This window comes from Priestia sp. USM5, from assembly GCF_058323215.1.
On record NZ_JBSGKN010000001.1, the window covers coordinates 2,356,300 to 2,371,254 of the forward strand.

Genomic DNA, 14,955 nt, shown 5'->3' on the forward strand with positions numbered 1-14,955 from the left:
TTCTACCGGCTATTTTCTAGAAGACATCTTATTATCCGTTATGACTGAACTTAAATACTATCGGTGTACGTTCTGTTTCTATTTTCCAAATCATGTGATGATATCCTTTGCTCCAGTAATCTTTTACTAAGTAATCGGGAATTCCAAATATGTTTTTCCATACTTTCTGAGCATTCTTGTATCCGCTATCCAAACAAATTTTTTTAATTTCTCTGCTTTGAAGCGTAAGCAGCATAATATGTATAAGCAGTGTTCCTACCCCTTTTCTTTGGTACTTTGGATGAACAAAAACTGTGCCGATTTCAATCCATCCTTGCAGCTCCCCTTTTGTACATGCCATAATTAATTCACTAACAGGGCCATATTCAATGCAGCCAATAATCTTATTGGTGCACGTATCTATTCCGAGCCAAAAGAATCGACATTTCCCATCGCTATCAAGGTCACTTTTTAAATATTGTTCTTTACTTTCAATTTCTATTTGTATATCGTTCACCATGTCAGATAGACCCTCTCTATGAAAGGTATCTGTGATCACTTCATTAAAAAGCTCGTGGAGTTCTGCGCTGTCCTCTATTTTTGGTCTTCTTATTTCAATATGATTCAATGTTCATCCCTCCTGATTATTTCACTGCCAAATATGAAGTTTTACTTTTATTATTTATCAATATATGTTGATAATCCTTTTCTTTTTCTACAGTTTTCCCAACAAAAAAAGCACGAGAAGCTTTAAGTTCTCGTACTTTTTTATAATATGGATTCTGCTTTTCTATTGGGAACTGTTAATACTGATTCACAAAGCTCTGGATTTTACATACGAATTCAGAAAGATTCTCCTTTATCTCTTTATCTTCTGTTTTCGTTACTTGCTCTTGTATGGCATCAATCATTAAACGTGCTCTTTTAGGATTTATAGAGGCCGGCTGGCTGCTATTATTTGATAAACTCTTCAAAATTTGATTAGTCATTTTGTTTTTATCATGAATATAAAATAACATTTGAGGAACTTGATTAATTAACAAATTTACATACCTGCGAAACTCCTCTATCTCATATAATTCTCTTGAAGTACCTTTAAAGCCATCAACGGAAAGCATAAGACTCTGGTAGCCTTTATCACTGCGTTGATTAAGTGCTTTAATGACTTTTAAAAATCGATCGAACTTTAGATAACGTATTTCGTCTTTCTTTAATTCTAAAAATTCAATTTCTCCTTTTTCTAAAAAAGGATCTTTGATAAGACTATTATCATTCATATACATTCTCTCCCTACTAATTTATTAGTTGCAGAGCTTGTTTTGAATTCATTTGTCTATCGTTTTAGTAATTGTTTACCTCTTTTAGGACCGTTTTAAAACCTTTATTTGTAAAACGCTTACATAAATGTTCTCAATTGCCTGACGCGTTGATGGAACCCTATTTATTATCTGATAAATGACGAATGAAAAAGAGCTCCTTTACAGAAGCTCTCTTTTTAAGATTATAGGGATGCTGATAACTTTATATCTTATTTGCCTCTTTTAATACTGCTAATAAGTATTCCCATGTCTTAAGAGTAGACGGAATGCTCAGGTGTTCATCAGGTGTATGAACGTCGTACATATCGGGTCCGAGCGAAATGGCATCTAATCCAGGGATTTTTTCTAAGAAAATACCGCATTCAATTCCAGCATGGATGGCGATGATCTCCGCCTCTTCACCATACTTTTCTTTGTAAACCTTTTTACATAATTCGCGAATTTTTGAATCTCTATTGTACGCCCATTCAGGATAATTACCTTTTGTTTCAACTCTTCCCCCGACTACCTGAGCAAGTATGCGCACTTGACTTACTATTTTTTCTTTTAAGCTTTTTACTGAGCTGCGAATTTCATTTTGAAAAACAACCTCAGATTCTGTCGTCGTGATCACACCTAAGTTGGTAGAAGATTCTACTAATCCTTCAATATTCATACTCATGCTTTGAACGCCGTTTGGTGTTAGCATAATAGCTTGTACAATTCGTTCTGTCGTTTCTCTTGTAAAACATTTCTCAACGGAAGAAAATTTGTTTATTTTTACATATACGCTCGGATCAGCCGCTTGTAATTCATTTTTTACTATTTCGTTCCACTCACGAATCTTATTTTCTAGCTTTCCTACCTCAGAAGGCTCAACTGATAGAATTGCTTCTGATTCACGGGGAATTGCATTTGATTTTAATCCTCCGCTAATGCTGCTTAAAGAATAGGGAAGTTCTTGTTGTAAATCATATAAAACTCTCCCTAGCAGTTTATTCGCATTTCCTCTTTCTTTGTCAATTTCCATTCCGGAATGTCCGCCGTGCAGTCCTCCGATGCTTAAGCTATATGTTTCTGAGTTATTGGAAGACGACTCCCAGTTTAGAGGAATACGAAGCACGCCTTTTACCCCGCCTGCGCTGCTGACAAGGAGCTTTCCGTCCTCTTCTGTATCAAGGTTAATAAAGATTTTCCCTTCAAAATAAGCTGGATTTACAGCAATGGCTCCGCCCATAGTCGTTTCTTCTTCAGTGGTAATGACTACTTCAAGAGAGGGGTGCGCTATATTTTGAGCATCTAGTAAAGCCAGTGCATATGCAACGGCAATCCCGTTATCAGCTCCTAGCGTAGTACCATTTGCATAAAGCATATCTTCAACAATTCGCAGTTGAAGCGGATCTTTTTCAAAGTCATGGACAGTTCCTTTATTTAACTCGCATACCATGTCCATATGTCCTTGCAAAATGATAGCTGGAGCATGTTCATATCCTTTAGTTGCCGGCTTTTTAATGATTACATTTAAAGCTTTGTCTTGGATAACCTCAAGGCTTCTTTCTTTTGCAAAAGAAACTAAATAGTTACTAATTTCTTTTTCATTTCCAGATTCTCTAGGAATAGCTGAGATTTCGTTAAAGAAATAGAAAACCGGATGTTTAATTAATTCATTTACTGTTTGCACCATATGTATCATCCTTTCTAATCTGTACGCTTTTTTATCCTACTATTTATCTTGACAGTAGAAATAGCATATGAGGCTTTTTTTATGTATCGCCTAGTTATATTTTAACGTTGATTAACTCAATAGAATAGATATAACCTAAAAAAGCATAAATGAGCCCGTTGGACTCATTTATGCTTTTAATGATTTGTTCTATTTTTATTGAGCTGTATATCCGCCGTCCATTACTACCGCTTGACCAGTTACACCTTTTGCTTTATCACTGGCTAAGAAGATAGCGTAGTCAGCAATTTCGCTCACGTCTAGTAATCTTTTTTGAGGGACTAAAGGATAAATAACTTCTTCAAGAACGCTTTCTAATGGTACGTTTCTTGTTTTAGCTAAACCATCTAACTGACCTCTCACTAGTGGTGTATCCACATAACCAGGACAAAGTGCATTAACCGTAATACCGTGTGCTGCACCTTCAAGAGCAGCTACTTTTGTTAGCCCAATTACACCGTGTTTGGCACTGTTATAAGCTGCTTTGCCTGCAAAACCGATTAAACCGTTGATAGAAGAAACGTTAATAATACGTCCGAACCCTTGTTTTTTCATAATCGGAAACGCGTGCTTAATCGCCATAAATGGAGCTGTTAGCATAATTTTAATCATTAACTCATACTTTTCAGTTGGAAACTCTTCGATTGGAGAAACATGCTGCAAACCAGCGTTGTTAATGAACGTATGAACCGCTCCAAAATGTGCGTTTGCTGTTTCAATTAAATGTTTGATTTCTTCTTCTTTTGTTACATCCGCTTTGACACCAAGTGCTTCGAATCCAGCTTCACGAAGATTTTGTGCTGCAGCTTCTACGGCAGTTTGATCAATATCAGATAACACAATTTTCCCGCCGTTTTCAGCGAATCGTTTACCTATTTCAAATCCAATTCCTCTTGCTGCTCCTGTGATTACAATTACTTGATTTTCAACCATGTGTATTCTCCTCCTGTTTTTAAATAATACCGGCTGCCGCTAATGCGACTCCTGCAAATAAAGCGATTGTCGGGATGATAAATGCAACAACAAATACGTCTTTATACGTTTCTTTATGCCGAAGACCAGTTACAGCTAATAGCGTTAACAACGCACCGTTATGCGGTAAAATAGATGCACCTGACGCAACGCTTGCAATACGGTGAAGCGCATCGGCGCTTAAATTCGTCGTTTGAGACAAGTGATACCACGTATCTCCTAATGCTTGAAGCGCAATACCCATACCACCGGATGCTGAACCCGTGATCATCGCTAGCACTTGAACGCTTAACGCTTCTGAAACGAGCGGATTACTCGAAATGTTTAGTAGTACGTGCGTGACATCTTTAAACTCTGGAACTGCTGTAATAACCGAGCCAAAGCCTACTGCTGCACTCGTGTTAATAACAGCCATTACGGATCCTTTTGCTCCTTCATTTATAGAAGAAATAAACGTCTTATAGTGTTTGAAATTAATAAGTAAAATAGAAAAAATACCAATTAATAATGATACGATAGGCTCCCATTTTAAAACGTTTAATGTCACGACAACGATAATCAGCGGTAAAATAGCTAACATTACATTCATCGAGTCCTGCTCTTCACTTGCGGCAACCGATGATTCATTAGGCTCAGTAAACCCTTGATTTTTAGCTTTTAATTTTTTATCGCGATAAGCTAACCATAAATAGCCTCCCACTGCCATAATAAGACCTGAGACAATTCCAATAATCGAACCGGACATTGCATTGGTTTTAAATGTAGCAGTCGGAATCAGATTTTGAATTTGAGGCGTACCTGGAATCGCTGTCATTGTAAATGTAAATGCTCCGAGTGCAATGGTTGCTGGCAGTAAATTTCGCGATACGTTAGCTTCTCGAAATAATGCGATTGCTAAAGGATAAATCGCAAAGACAACAACGAATAAACTGACTCCGCCGTATGTCAAAATGGCTGAAGCAATCAGCACCCCTAAAATGGCTCTTTTACTTCCAAACAATTTAGCAATGCGCTGCGCTAGCGACTTAGCTGCGCCTGTATCTTCCATTAGTTTTCCAAAGACCGCTCCTAATAAAAAAATGGGGAACCATTTTGCAGCGAAATCTACAAACCCTCCCATATACACATCTGTATAAGTAGGCAGTACTTTTAAACCGCTAAAATAAGCAACAAACGTAGCGACAACAGGTGCCACCCAGATAATAGACCATCCTAGATAAGCAAAAAACATCAACAATAACAATCCTACAATAATAACCACACGGTAACCTCCTTTCCTTTTAATACATATACATAATGGATTATTTCACAACACAACAAGTTTACACCCGTTAGTTTTATAAGTAAAATGAATAAAAGGAATCAAAACTATGAATAAAAGTCGTAGTTTATTTAAAAATTCACACTCAATTATTTTTTTCCTATAATTTCACTTTGAGTAGAAGCTATAAAATATACTTCCTTCTTTTTTCCTTGTACAAGCTAAGTTTTTTTCTGTTATATCCCGCGCTCTTCCTTTATTTTCTTTTCTCTTATAAGTTTTTCCGAACATATAGATGGGTATTTGAATGTTATGACACAGAAAAAGAGGCGATCTTATGCTACACTTCATAACAGACTTACTGAAACAATTTGGAATTTGGGGACTTTTAAGCGGACTGGCCATTGAGGCTTCCTCCCTGCCGTTTCCTGGTTCTCTTCTCACCCTTACCTACGGATACTTATTAAACATGCACATAGTGAAATTATTATTAATCGCTCTTGCAGGAAGCGCCGTTTATACAGCTTTTAGCTTTATACCGTATGGGATAGGCTATAAATTAGAAGATAAGGTAAAGAAAAAATTATCAAAAAAGAAAAAAGCATTTGAGAAATCGCAAAAATGGTTTAAAAAATGCGGATTATGGAGTATTGCGATTGCTCGTCCTTTAGGGCTCGGCAACTACATTTCTTACCTTTCAGGGCTATCTAAAGTAAAACCTATGCCGTTTGCTCTGCTCACATTTCTTGGTATCTTTCCTTTGAATATTGCCATGCTTTGGCTAGGACAAATCGGAAACTTTAAGTCCATTCAGTCTTTTATCTCAGATGCACAAACTTATATTCTAATTGCAGCGGTAGTGGCTGTATGCGGATTTTTAATTTATAAGTTCTATTTTAAAAAGAGCAGCTGCAGCGAACAGTCTAGTTCAACTTAAGATTAAGAATATAAAAAAAGACCCCGAGGGGTCTTTTTTTATTAAATGGAAATAACACCTAAGATTAATGCAGCTAGTGTCATCACCGCCGTAGTTCCTAGCGCCCACTTAATTAAAAATCGTTGCAAATCACTAAATTCAATTCCTACCATTCCAATTAATAAGTGAGCTGCTGCTACCAAGGGACTTATCACGTGAACAGGTTGTCCTAAGATAGCAGCTCTTCCAATTTCAGCTGCGCTAATGCCATAACTTTCGGCAGCTTGAGCAATAATCGGCAATACGCCAAAATAAAAAGCATTATTAGACATAAAAAATGTAAAAGGAGCACTTAAAAATGCTACTACAACTGGCAAAAAAGGGCCCATTGCATCTGGAATTATTCCTACAAGTGTATTTGCCATAGCATCAATCATCTTTGTTCCAGACATAATTCCTGTAAAAATACCTGCTGCAATAACAATTGAAACGACGGCTACCGCATTATTTGCATGAGATGAAATTCGCTGCTGTTGATCTTTGATGTTTGGATAATTTATTAGTAATGCAATAGCGAATGCTACCATGAACAAAAGCATCAGCGACATGAAGTCCATAATTAAGCACACCATAAGACTAACGGTAAGCAGAAAATTAAACCATACTAACTTAGGACGTCGATAGTCTGAATATTGCACTGTTCCCTCTACTTCATGTGCGTGTGCAATTTCATTTGCAGAATGTTTAATATTGATAACTCCTAATCTTTTTCTTTCCCTTCTTCCAAGTACAACAGAAACAAACAGCACCCATAGAAGCCCAAAACCCATTACAGGTATCAAAGGCAAAAACAACTGAGATGAATCCAAATTTAATGAACTCATAGCCATAGCAGAAGCACCTCCCCACGGAGTCATATTCATAACTCCCATAGATAGCATCGCTACTCCTGCAAGGATAAGTGGATTCATTTCTAAGCGTTTATATAGCGGAAGCAAAGAAGAAACCGTTATCATATATGTAGTAGTTCCATCCCCATCTAAAGCAACCATCATTGAAAGCACAGCAGTTCCTACAACGATTTTTAGAGGATCTCCTTTTACAACCTTTAAAATGAATGAAACAAGAGGGTCAAACAATCCTGAATCAATCATCAACCCAAAATATAAAATAGCAAATAAAATCATAATAGCTGTAGGCGCAATGTCTTTTACACCCTCGAGCATCATAGGTCCCATTCCACTGGCAAAACCGCCTATTAGACCAAATATGATGGGGATAATGATAAGAGCAACCATTGGGGTAAGTCGTTTTGACATAATTAAATACATGAAGACTGCAACCATTAAAAATCCTAATAAAGAAAGCACAGATATTTTTCCTCCTTTTTGATAACGTTTTCATTTTTATTTGCTACACGTTATTAAAAAGGTATCACTTGTTGAAGCTGGTTCATAGATAACCAACATAAGTTTAATATCTTTTATAAAAGTAATTTTTTTCATTTTTTTCATGCATCATTTCTACATAAAAACGAGATAGCGGATAAAAACCCACTATCTCGTTTTTATGTAAGATTAGTTACTCGATATTTCCGTTCGGGCCTCCCTACACTTCCATACACTATTTCAACCTGCATTTCCTTACACGATACTAAATACTCTAAATACCTTCTCATTGTTGAATAACTGATACCGACTAATTGAGCAAACTCATCTACATTCAAGCTTTCCTGAACTTTGCAAACTTTATCTCTTACCAAACGAAGAGTATGTTTATCAATACCTTTAGGAAATGCTGTTACTGCAGCCGCTGATTGATTGCGGCGACTATGATGTGTTCTAAATAAATGGTCTATTTTGTCTTGATTAATCATTTTATTTTCAGTTAATTCTATTCTCGTAGACTGATAATGTTTTAAAGTAGATAAAAATTTATCAATAATTACAGGTTTCACCAAATAACCAAACGCTCCGCCTCTTATTGCTTCTCCTACTGTTTCAACATCATTGGCTGCCGTTATTAAAATAATGTCGATTCCTCGATACTTCTTTCTAATTTCCCATAGCAGTTCTACTCCATTGATATCTGGCAAAAAGACATCTAATAAAATTAATTGCGGTGTAAATATTGTCAGTAATTCTAAAGCCTGTTCTCCAGATCCTGCTGTCGCAACAACAGTGAAATGCTCTAGTTTCTTAGTAAATTGTTCATAAATTTGTGCAGCTGTAGAATCATCTTCTATAATCATGACATTAATTTGATTTTCAGTCATATCGATTCTTCCTTTTCATTATTTAATAGCTTTGGGATAACTAATGTGAATCTTGCTCCCTGTAACATACTTTTGCTTATGTATAGTTCACCTTTAAGCAACTCTACAGATCTTTTAACAATGGTCAATCCAATCCCGTGATTTTCACCTTTTTTCGTTGTGTAACCATCTATAAAAATCATATTTTCTACTTCTTTTGATATCCCTTGTCCATTGTCTTCAACTTCAAAAATCAGGTCGTTTCCTACATCTGTAAAAGATACTAGCACGTTCCCTTTATGTTCTCGCACAGCCTCGAGCGCATTATCAATTAAATTCCCCAAGATGGAAACAACGTTTTTTGCCTCTTCGATATCTAAAGTACTTGTTAAGTTACTATCTTGATCAATTTCTAAAGTGACGTCTAATTCTTTCGAACGATTGATTTTCCCAAGTAAGCAGGCAGCAATCAAAGGATCCTTCACAGAAGACATTAAAAAAGAAAGAATATCTTGGCGTTCCTTTACCTCTGATGAAATCATTTGCATGACATGCTCATATTTCTTTAACCTTAATAACCCGTAAATCACGTTCAGCTTATTTAAAAATTCGTGATTTTGAGCGCGTAAATTATCAGAGAACATTTTAATTTTAGAAATCTCTTCAGTCAATTCTTCAATTTGTGATAAAGTTCTTATGGTAAGAACGATACCTTGCACTTCTTTTTTTCTTACAATAGGAGATAAGTCTAAAATATACTGCTGACCATCTAGTAGAAGGGATTGGTTAGAATACACGCATTGCTCTTCTATTGCTTGATCAATTAGCTGTCCTAAACGGGTGTTCTTTATCTCTCCTCCTATTGCTAAATGAAGGTTATCAAAGAGCTCTCTAGCCCTTCTATTCATCGACGTTACATATTTTTCGACATTTACAGTAACAGTAGCATCTCGAATAGATTCAAGGGTAGCCTCTTTTTCTTTAAAAAGAAAGGAAATTTCCTCTGGTTCCAGTCCAAATATTAGTCTTTTTACCCGCCTTGCAATAAAGAAAGCCCCAAATGCTCCAATAAGAAAAGGAATACAGGACAATTTAATAATTTTTATTCTATAATCATTAATCTGTTTTTCTATATTGCTTACAAGAAACCCTACCGAAGAAACACCTATAACGTTTCCTTGGCTATCCCATATGGGGGTTTTGGCTTTAATTGCAAATCCTGAAATTCCTTTTCCTTTATAAATAATGGATTGATGCTTCTTTAAAGAAGCTTCATTGCTTGTTTTGGTATGTTTTCCAATGTAACTACTATTGGGATGAGAATAGCGTATTCCTTTATCATTGGCGATGGTGACATAATCTGCCCCTGTGGTTTTTCTTATTTTTTCAGCAACAGGTTGGATGTGCTCAGAAGGATTTTTCTGCTTAAAAGCTTTTACAATCATTTTATCTTCAGAAGCTAATTTTGCTACTGTCATAGCTTGATTACCTACATATTTTTCGACAATTTCATCTACCATTGCAGAAAATAAGATGCATACAAGGACGGTACTAACAAGAATAACTACAGTGATGAGTAATGTAATTTGGGCAAGTAAGCTAAGTCTTCTATTCACGTAAAGAGAACGCATACATTCCTCCTTTTAAGGAATTAATAATGAAATAAAATACCGTCTTTTGTTTTAAGTTTAGCATAAAAAAAAGGAAGTTTAGCACCAAACTTCAAATGTTTATAATCAGACTGATAAAGGGAAAAATAAATCGAATAAACGCTTGACTTAAAGTATACTTTAACAATTATAATCAATTCGAAAACATCGCAAATGGAGGAATTAACATGAAATATACAGTAATCACTGGCGCAAGTTCGGGAATTGGATATGAAACAGCTTTAGCTTTCGCAGCGCGCGGAAAAAACCTTATATTAGCTGCACGTAGAGAGGACAAGCTGGATGAGTTAAAAGAAAAGATTGAAAAACTGAACCAAGATGTAAATGTTATTATCCAGTCGGTTGATTTATCCGTGGCAGAAAATGCTCACACGTTTTATGAGTCGCTTAAAGAATATGAGTTAGAAACATGGATTAACAATGCTGGATTTGGAAACTTTGCTTCTGTCGGTGAACAAAAATTAACTAAAATTGAAACAATGCTTCACTTAAATATCGAAGCCTTAACCATTCTTTCTTCTCTATTTGTAAGAGATTATGAAAATGTTGAAGGTACACAGCTTATTAATGTCTCTTCTGGAGGCGGCTACACCATTGTTGCTGATGCAGTCACTTATTGCGCAACAAAATTCTATGTAAGTGCATTTACAGAAGGTCTTTCTCAAGAATTGAAAGGAAGAGGATCAAAAATGCAGGCTAAAGTTCTAGCTCCAGCGGCTACTGAAACAGAATTTGCACAGCGTTCGATGGATATGAGTGATTTTGAATACGAAGGACGAGTACCTAAGTTTCATACGTCAAAAGAAATGGCTGCTTTTATGCTGGACCTTTATGATAGCAATAAAACGGTAGGACTTGTAGATGGCTTGACTTACGAATTTCAATTAAAAGATCCTATCTATCCATATGCAGACAGAGCGACAAGTTCAGATTCTTAAACAGAAAAGCACCCTTTTAGGGGTGTTTTTTTATGGACTCTTGAATGGGTATCTTGTTTATGTGATGAAAATGCTTAAAGATAGTCGTGTTCAAACTCGACTTATACTTGCACTCTTTATTTCCTGATTTTTGTTTCACTTTTTTGCACATACTAACCGAACGGAGGTGACGAAAATGGGTACAAAAAAATCTGCTAACCGAGGTCAAGTAGCTCCTGGTGTTAACCCTCAAGGGCACGGAAAAGATGTTGAATTTTCAACAGAACCGAAAAGTGAACTTGAAAACAAAGCGAAAAAATCAAATACAAAAATTTAACTAAAAAGGAGAAGGTTCCTCTTCTCCTTTCTCCCCCTCTTAACTGCTTTCCTACATACACTCCCCAGGTCGTTTACTTCTTTCTGCTTCTTATAAAACTGTATCAATAGTATAAAAAAGTATACTATACAACAAAAATGTGCGTACTTGTTAGGATGAATTATATGATTTATGATAAATCTGCAAACGGATTTTACGACAAATTGTATGTTAACTGACTGTTAGTTGTAAGCTATACAGGGTATAGATTACTCTGAACAGTTCATCATTAAATATTTTTACAGAAAGGTTGTTTACACATGAACAATACAGATAAGAAACAAGAAATTTTAGACGCATTTAACTTTCGTCATGCTACAAAAGAGTTTGATCCAGCGAAGAAAATTTCCGATGAAGATTTCCAATTCATTTTAGAAACGGGGCGTTTATCTCCAAGCTCAGTAGGTTACGAGCCGTGGAAATTTTTAGTCGTTGAAAATGAAGATTTAAAAGAAAAATTAAAAGCTGTTTCTTGGGGAGCACAAGGCCAAATTCCTACAGCAAGTCATTTTGTTATTATTCTTTCTCGTACAGACGCAAGATATGACTCTGAATATGTGTTAAATCTTCAGAAAAACGTAAAAGAAATGCCGGAGGATGTATTAGAGACATTAATGCCTCGCTACAAAGAGTTCCAAGAAAATGATTTTCACTTGTTCGAAAGCAAGCGAGCACTATTTGATTGGGCCAGCAAACAATCTTATATTGCACTAGCTAATATGATGACATCAGCTGCTCAAATTGGCATTGATTCTTGCCCAATTGAAGGGTTTAACTATGACCAAGTACATGAAATTCTAAAAGAAGAAGGATTACTAGAAGACGGCAAGTTTGATGTTTCTGTTATGGTTGCGTTCGGCTACCGTATTCACGAACCTAAACGCGAAAAAACAAGAAGAAGTATGGATCAAGTTGTACAGTGGATCAAATAATAAACCAAAAAAAGAAGAGGTGACGTTGCTCACCTCTTCTTTTTTATATCTTTATATGCTGCTATAAAATCACCAGGATCGGTGTGTATGGTATAAGCGAACATTCCTTGATTTGTATGTAAGTATAAAAAGCCGCTTTCTTTTGAAACGCATTTGTAAGAGATGTCAAATACGCTGTTAATGTGAAAGGACTCATTCTCTGTTTCAATATTATCAGTATATAAGCACATGTCTTTTGAATGCTGAATCGTCACTTTTTTTGTTCGTTTTATTTTTCTTTCAACGTATGTATAAGGAATCATAGAAATAATGCTCATAGCACAGCTCCCCTTCTTTATGAATATTTTCCTTTTGGAGCATAAAATATCTCGTTAACAAAACTCTATCACTTACCAAAAAACAATTCCAGAAATACTCTTTCTGGAATTGTTTTTAAGATTGTTGCTCTTTATTTTCTTCATCTTTGCAAAAGTCGATATTACTGTTTGTCATAGAGGCAATAGCAGGAGAGCCATTTCCAAACGAAAAACAAGCTCCTACCGATTTTGTATTGGCCGTGTGACTATTTTGTACAACACAGCCTACGCTTACATTTGAATTGTCTTTTAACCCGTTAGTCACGATATTCTCAATGTTAATAATACATCCCATTTTACCACCTCTTTCGTTTCTATTAACGTATGTCATCTCTGTATATATGTATAGGATGTTCGCCTATTAATGATAAGTTGTTTGCTGCAAAATAGAAAAAAAGAATCTTCGTATACCCTTTAAATAGAGAAGACACTCAAATGATGTCTTCTCCTTAAGTGAATTTAACTTTTCACAGCTTTTTCCCAGTCTGATGCAAACTTTTCAATTCCTTGTTCTGTTAACGGGTGTTTTACTAATTGTTCAATTACAGCATACGGAATGGTCGCAATATGAGCCCCAGCAAGAGCTACTCGTGTGACGTGATCTGGGTGTCTGACTGACGCTGCTATAATTTGTGAGTCAATGTGTTGAATTCGAAATAGCTCGGCAATTCGAGATACCAGATACACACCGTCTTCTGAAATATCATCTAAGCGTCCTAAAAATGGCGATACGTATGTCGCACCAGCACGGGCTGCTAGAAGCGCTTGATTCACTGTAAAAATTAACGTTACGTTTGTTTTCACGCCTTTTTTAGCTAGATAACGGGTTGCTTCCAATCCAGCAATGGTCATAGGAAGTTTAATTGTTATATTTTTGTCTCCTCCGTTAATTTTTATAAGCTTTTCTGCTTGCGCAATCATGTCTTCTGCTGTTACTGTGTCGGGTGTGACTTCTGCTGAAACGGATTCTACTTCCGGGACGGTTTTTAAAATTTCTTCGATGCGATCTTCAAACTTTACGCCTTCTTTAGCTACTAGCGAAGGGTTTGTGGTAACACCTGATAATACCCCGATTTTATATGCTTTTTTAACATCTTCCAGGTTAGCTGTATCAATAAAAAATTTCATCATGTATTCCTCCACTCGTTATGTTAAAACCAGCTTTTCAGGGGCATTTTTGCATAACTTTATGTTCAAATGGAATTGCCCTCTTCATATTGTCTTCATAAAATAAAATTTATTTCCTTTCAAATGCTGTATGTTTTTCTCCAAGTTTTCCCTTCTTTAAACTCACCTGAATAACTTCTATTTGTATGTATCATACTAATGATGTTGAAAAACCTCTCATTTACTCAACTAAAAAACCTCCAGCATTTATGCTGAAGGTTAAGATACATTCTACTCTTAATTTTTTAGTCCTCTATAGCGAGCTGTTTTTAATTCTTGAACGTAGGGTTCAAAGTCCGGCATCTCTACAGCTCTCGCCAATTCGATTGCTTTTTCAATATCGTATGGAATACGCACAAATTGAATAGAAAATGCTGAAGGACTTTCGCCTTGATCCTTTCCTTCTAAGATAAGATAGGAAGCTTGTGGTAAATCAAGCGGGTTTCCTACACTTCCTACATTACACAGCGTTTTCCCTTTAATATGTTGAATAAATGCATTATGTACATCTCCGTAACAGATGACATCCGGTTCTCTTGATCCTTTTATATTTTCCGTATATTCCGTATTAGCAAATAGACTAAGGCGCTTTTCAAGTGAATCCCAGGGTTGAATTCGGTCATAAAGACTTCTAGGTGAAGCGTGAAACATTCTAATTAATTTCCCGCTCATCATAAACTCAACAGAAAAAGGAAGTTCCTTTAAGTATGCTTCTTGGTTTGAACTTAACTTCTCTTGATGCCATTTTAACGCTTCAAATTCCGCAGGCTTTGTAATGAAATCATCCCAGTTTCCCATTACTGTTACTTCGCACTTTTCTTTTATGATATCAATTGCTTTACTTGAATCCGGGCCTTTTCCTACTAAATCACCTAGACAAATGATGCGATGGATATCTCGTTGTTGTATGTCAGCTAAAACTGCTTCTAATGCAGGGAGATTTCCGTGGATATCTGAAATAACAGCAATTTTGTCCATTGATTCCTCCACTCCTTTTTCATATGTATGTATTCAAGCCTTTTCTTTATTATAACATTTTATGATAAGACCGTTTACTAAAACGGGTCCTCTTCATTTAACAAACAACGGTATAATTCGAATGGAGATAAAAGGGAGGAATAAGAAGTGGATTTT

Annotated in this window: 16 protein-coding genes; 4 read left to right on the top strand and 12 right to left on the bottom strand. The window is 35.9% G+C overall.

The features are described from left to right. Positions 1–31: 31 nt before the first annotated feature. From ACWATA_RS12810 to ACWATA_RS12830, 5 genes are all read right to left on the bottom strand, one after another. Positions 32–607 (bottom strand): GNAT family N-acetyltransferase, encoded by a 576-nt coding sequence (locus ACWATA_RS12810; RefSeq protein ID WP_028413360.1) that lies wholly within the window; start codon positions 605–607, stop codon positions 32–34. Between the two features lie 175 nt (positions 608–782). Beyond that, positions 783–1,256 carry a hypothetical protein gene (locus ACWATA_RS12815; RefSeq protein ID WP_473049898.1) on the bottom strand — a complete coding sequence of 158 codons (474 nt, stop codon included), beginning with the start codon at positions 1,254–1,256 and terminating at the stop codon, positions 783–785. Positions 1,257–1,500: 244 nt separating this feature from the next. Continuing rightward, positions 1,501–2,961 carry an aminoacyl-histidine dipeptidase gene (locus ACWATA_RS12820; protein WP_473049899.1) on the bottom strand — a complete coding sequence of 487 codons (1,461 nt, stop codon included), beginning with the start codon at positions 2,959–2,961 and terminating at the stop codon, positions 1,501–1,503. Between the two features lie 195 nt (positions 2,962–3,156). Continuing rightward, complete coding sequence (locus ACWATA_RS12825) at positions 3,157–3,933, bottom strand: 3-hydroxybutyrate dehydrogenase (RefSeq protein WP_028413363.1); 777 nt, start codon at positions 3,931–3,933, stop codon at positions 3,157–3,159. Between the two features lie 19 nt (positions 3,934–3,952). After that, on the bottom strand, positions 3,953–5,233 hold the full coding sequence (locus ACWATA_RS12830) for a GntP family permease (RefSeq protein WP_014460118.1): 1,281 nt from the start codon (positions 5,231–5,233) through the stop codon (positions 3,953–3,955). 337 nt (positions 5,234–5,570) lie between these two features. Here ACWATA_RS12830 and ACWATA_RS12835 point away from each other — a divergent pair, with 337 nt between their 5' ends. Next, positions 5,571–6,170, top strand: coding sequence for a DedA family protein (locus tag ACWATA_RS12835; protein WP_014460120.1), 600 nt, complete (start codon positions 5,571–5,573; stop codon positions 6,168–6,170). Between the two features lie 41 nt (positions 6,171–6,211). Here the strand turns inward: ACWATA_RS12835 and ACWATA_RS12840 are convergent, their stop codons facing one another. The 3 genes from ACWATA_RS12840 to ACWATA_RS12850 form a co-directional block, all read right to left on the bottom strand. Continuing rightward, the gene (locus ACWATA_RS12840) at positions 6,212–7,519 is read right to left on the bottom strand and encodes a CitMHS family transporter (RefSeq protein ID WP_034266108.1); all 1,308 of its coding nucleotides are present in this window, start codon (positions 7,517–7,519) and stop codon (positions 6,212–6,214) included. A 197-nt stretch (positions 7,520–7,716) separates the two neighbouring features. Beyond that, entirely contained in the window at positions 7,717–8,424 is a 708-nt protein-coding gene (locus tag ACWATA_RS12845; RefSeq protein WP_098999322.1) for a response regulator, read from the bottom strand. After that, on the bottom strand, positions 8,421–10,034 hold the full coding sequence (locus tag ACWATA_RS12850) for an ATP-binding protein (protein ID WP_034266101.1): 1,614 nt from the start codon (positions 10,032–10,034) through the stop codon (positions 8,421–8,423). Before ACWATA_RS12850 ends, ACWATA_RS12845 begins: the two co-directional genes overlap by 4 nt. Before the next feature lie 206 nt (positions 10,035–10,240). Here ACWATA_RS12850 and ACWATA_RS12855 point away from each other — a divergent pair, with 206 nt between their 5' ends. The 3 genes from ACWATA_RS12855 (at position 10,241) to ACWATA_RS12865 (ending at position 12,298) form a co-directional block, all read left to right on the top strand. Next, positions 10,241–11,011, top strand: a complete 771-nt coding sequence (locus tag ACWATA_RS12855; protein ID WP_367072043.1) for an SDR family NAD(P)-dependent oxidoreductase — start codon at positions 10,241–10,243, stop codon at positions 11,009–11,011. A 175-nt stretch (positions 11,012–11,186) separates the two neighbouring features. Further along, on the top strand, positions 11,187–11,327 hold the full coding sequence (sspL, locus tag ACWATA_RS12860) for a small, acid-soluble spore protein L (RefSeq protein ID WP_013057030.1): 141 nt from the start codon (positions 11,187–11,189) through the stop codon (positions 11,325–11,327). Positions 11,328–11,626: 299 nt separating this feature from the next. After that, positions 11,627–12,298, top strand: coding sequence for an NAD(P)H-dependent oxidoreductase (locus ACWATA_RS12865; protein WP_028413365.1), 672 nt, complete (start codon positions 11,627–11,629; stop codon positions 12,296–12,298). 29 nt (positions 12,299–12,327) lie between these two features. Here ACWATA_RS12865 and ACWATA_RS12870 read toward each other — a convergent pair whose 3' ends face one another. The 4 genes from ACWATA_RS12870 to ACWATA_RS12885 form a co-directional block, all read right to left on the bottom strand. Beyond that, positions 12,328–12,615: a hypothetical protein gene (locus ACWATA_RS12870; protein WP_028413366.1), complete on the bottom strand. Its 288-nt coding sequence runs from the start codon at positions 12,613–12,615 to the stop codon at positions 12,328–12,330. Positions 12,616–12,730: 115 nt separating this feature from the next. Further along, positions 12,731–12,949 carry a spore germination protein gene (locus tag ACWATA_RS12875; protein WP_028413367.1) on the bottom strand — a complete coding sequence of 73 codons (219 nt, stop codon included), beginning with the start codon at positions 12,947–12,949 and terminating at the stop codon, positions 12,731–12,733. A gap of 164 nt (positions 12,950–13,113) precedes the next feature. Beyond that, positions 13,114–13,782, bottom strand: coding sequence for a fructose-6-phosphate aldolase (gene fsa, locus ACWATA_RS12880; protein ID WP_473049900.1), 669 nt, complete (start codon positions 13,780–13,782; stop codon positions 13,114–13,116). Positions 13,783–14,058: 276 nt separating this feature from the next. Beyond that, a complete protein-coding gene (locus ACWATA_RS12885; protein WP_028413369.1) occupies positions 14,059–14,799 on the bottom strand; it encodes a metallophosphoesterase family protein in 741 nt (246 codons plus the stop codon). Between the last annotated feature and the right edge of the window lie 156 nt (positions 14,800–14,955).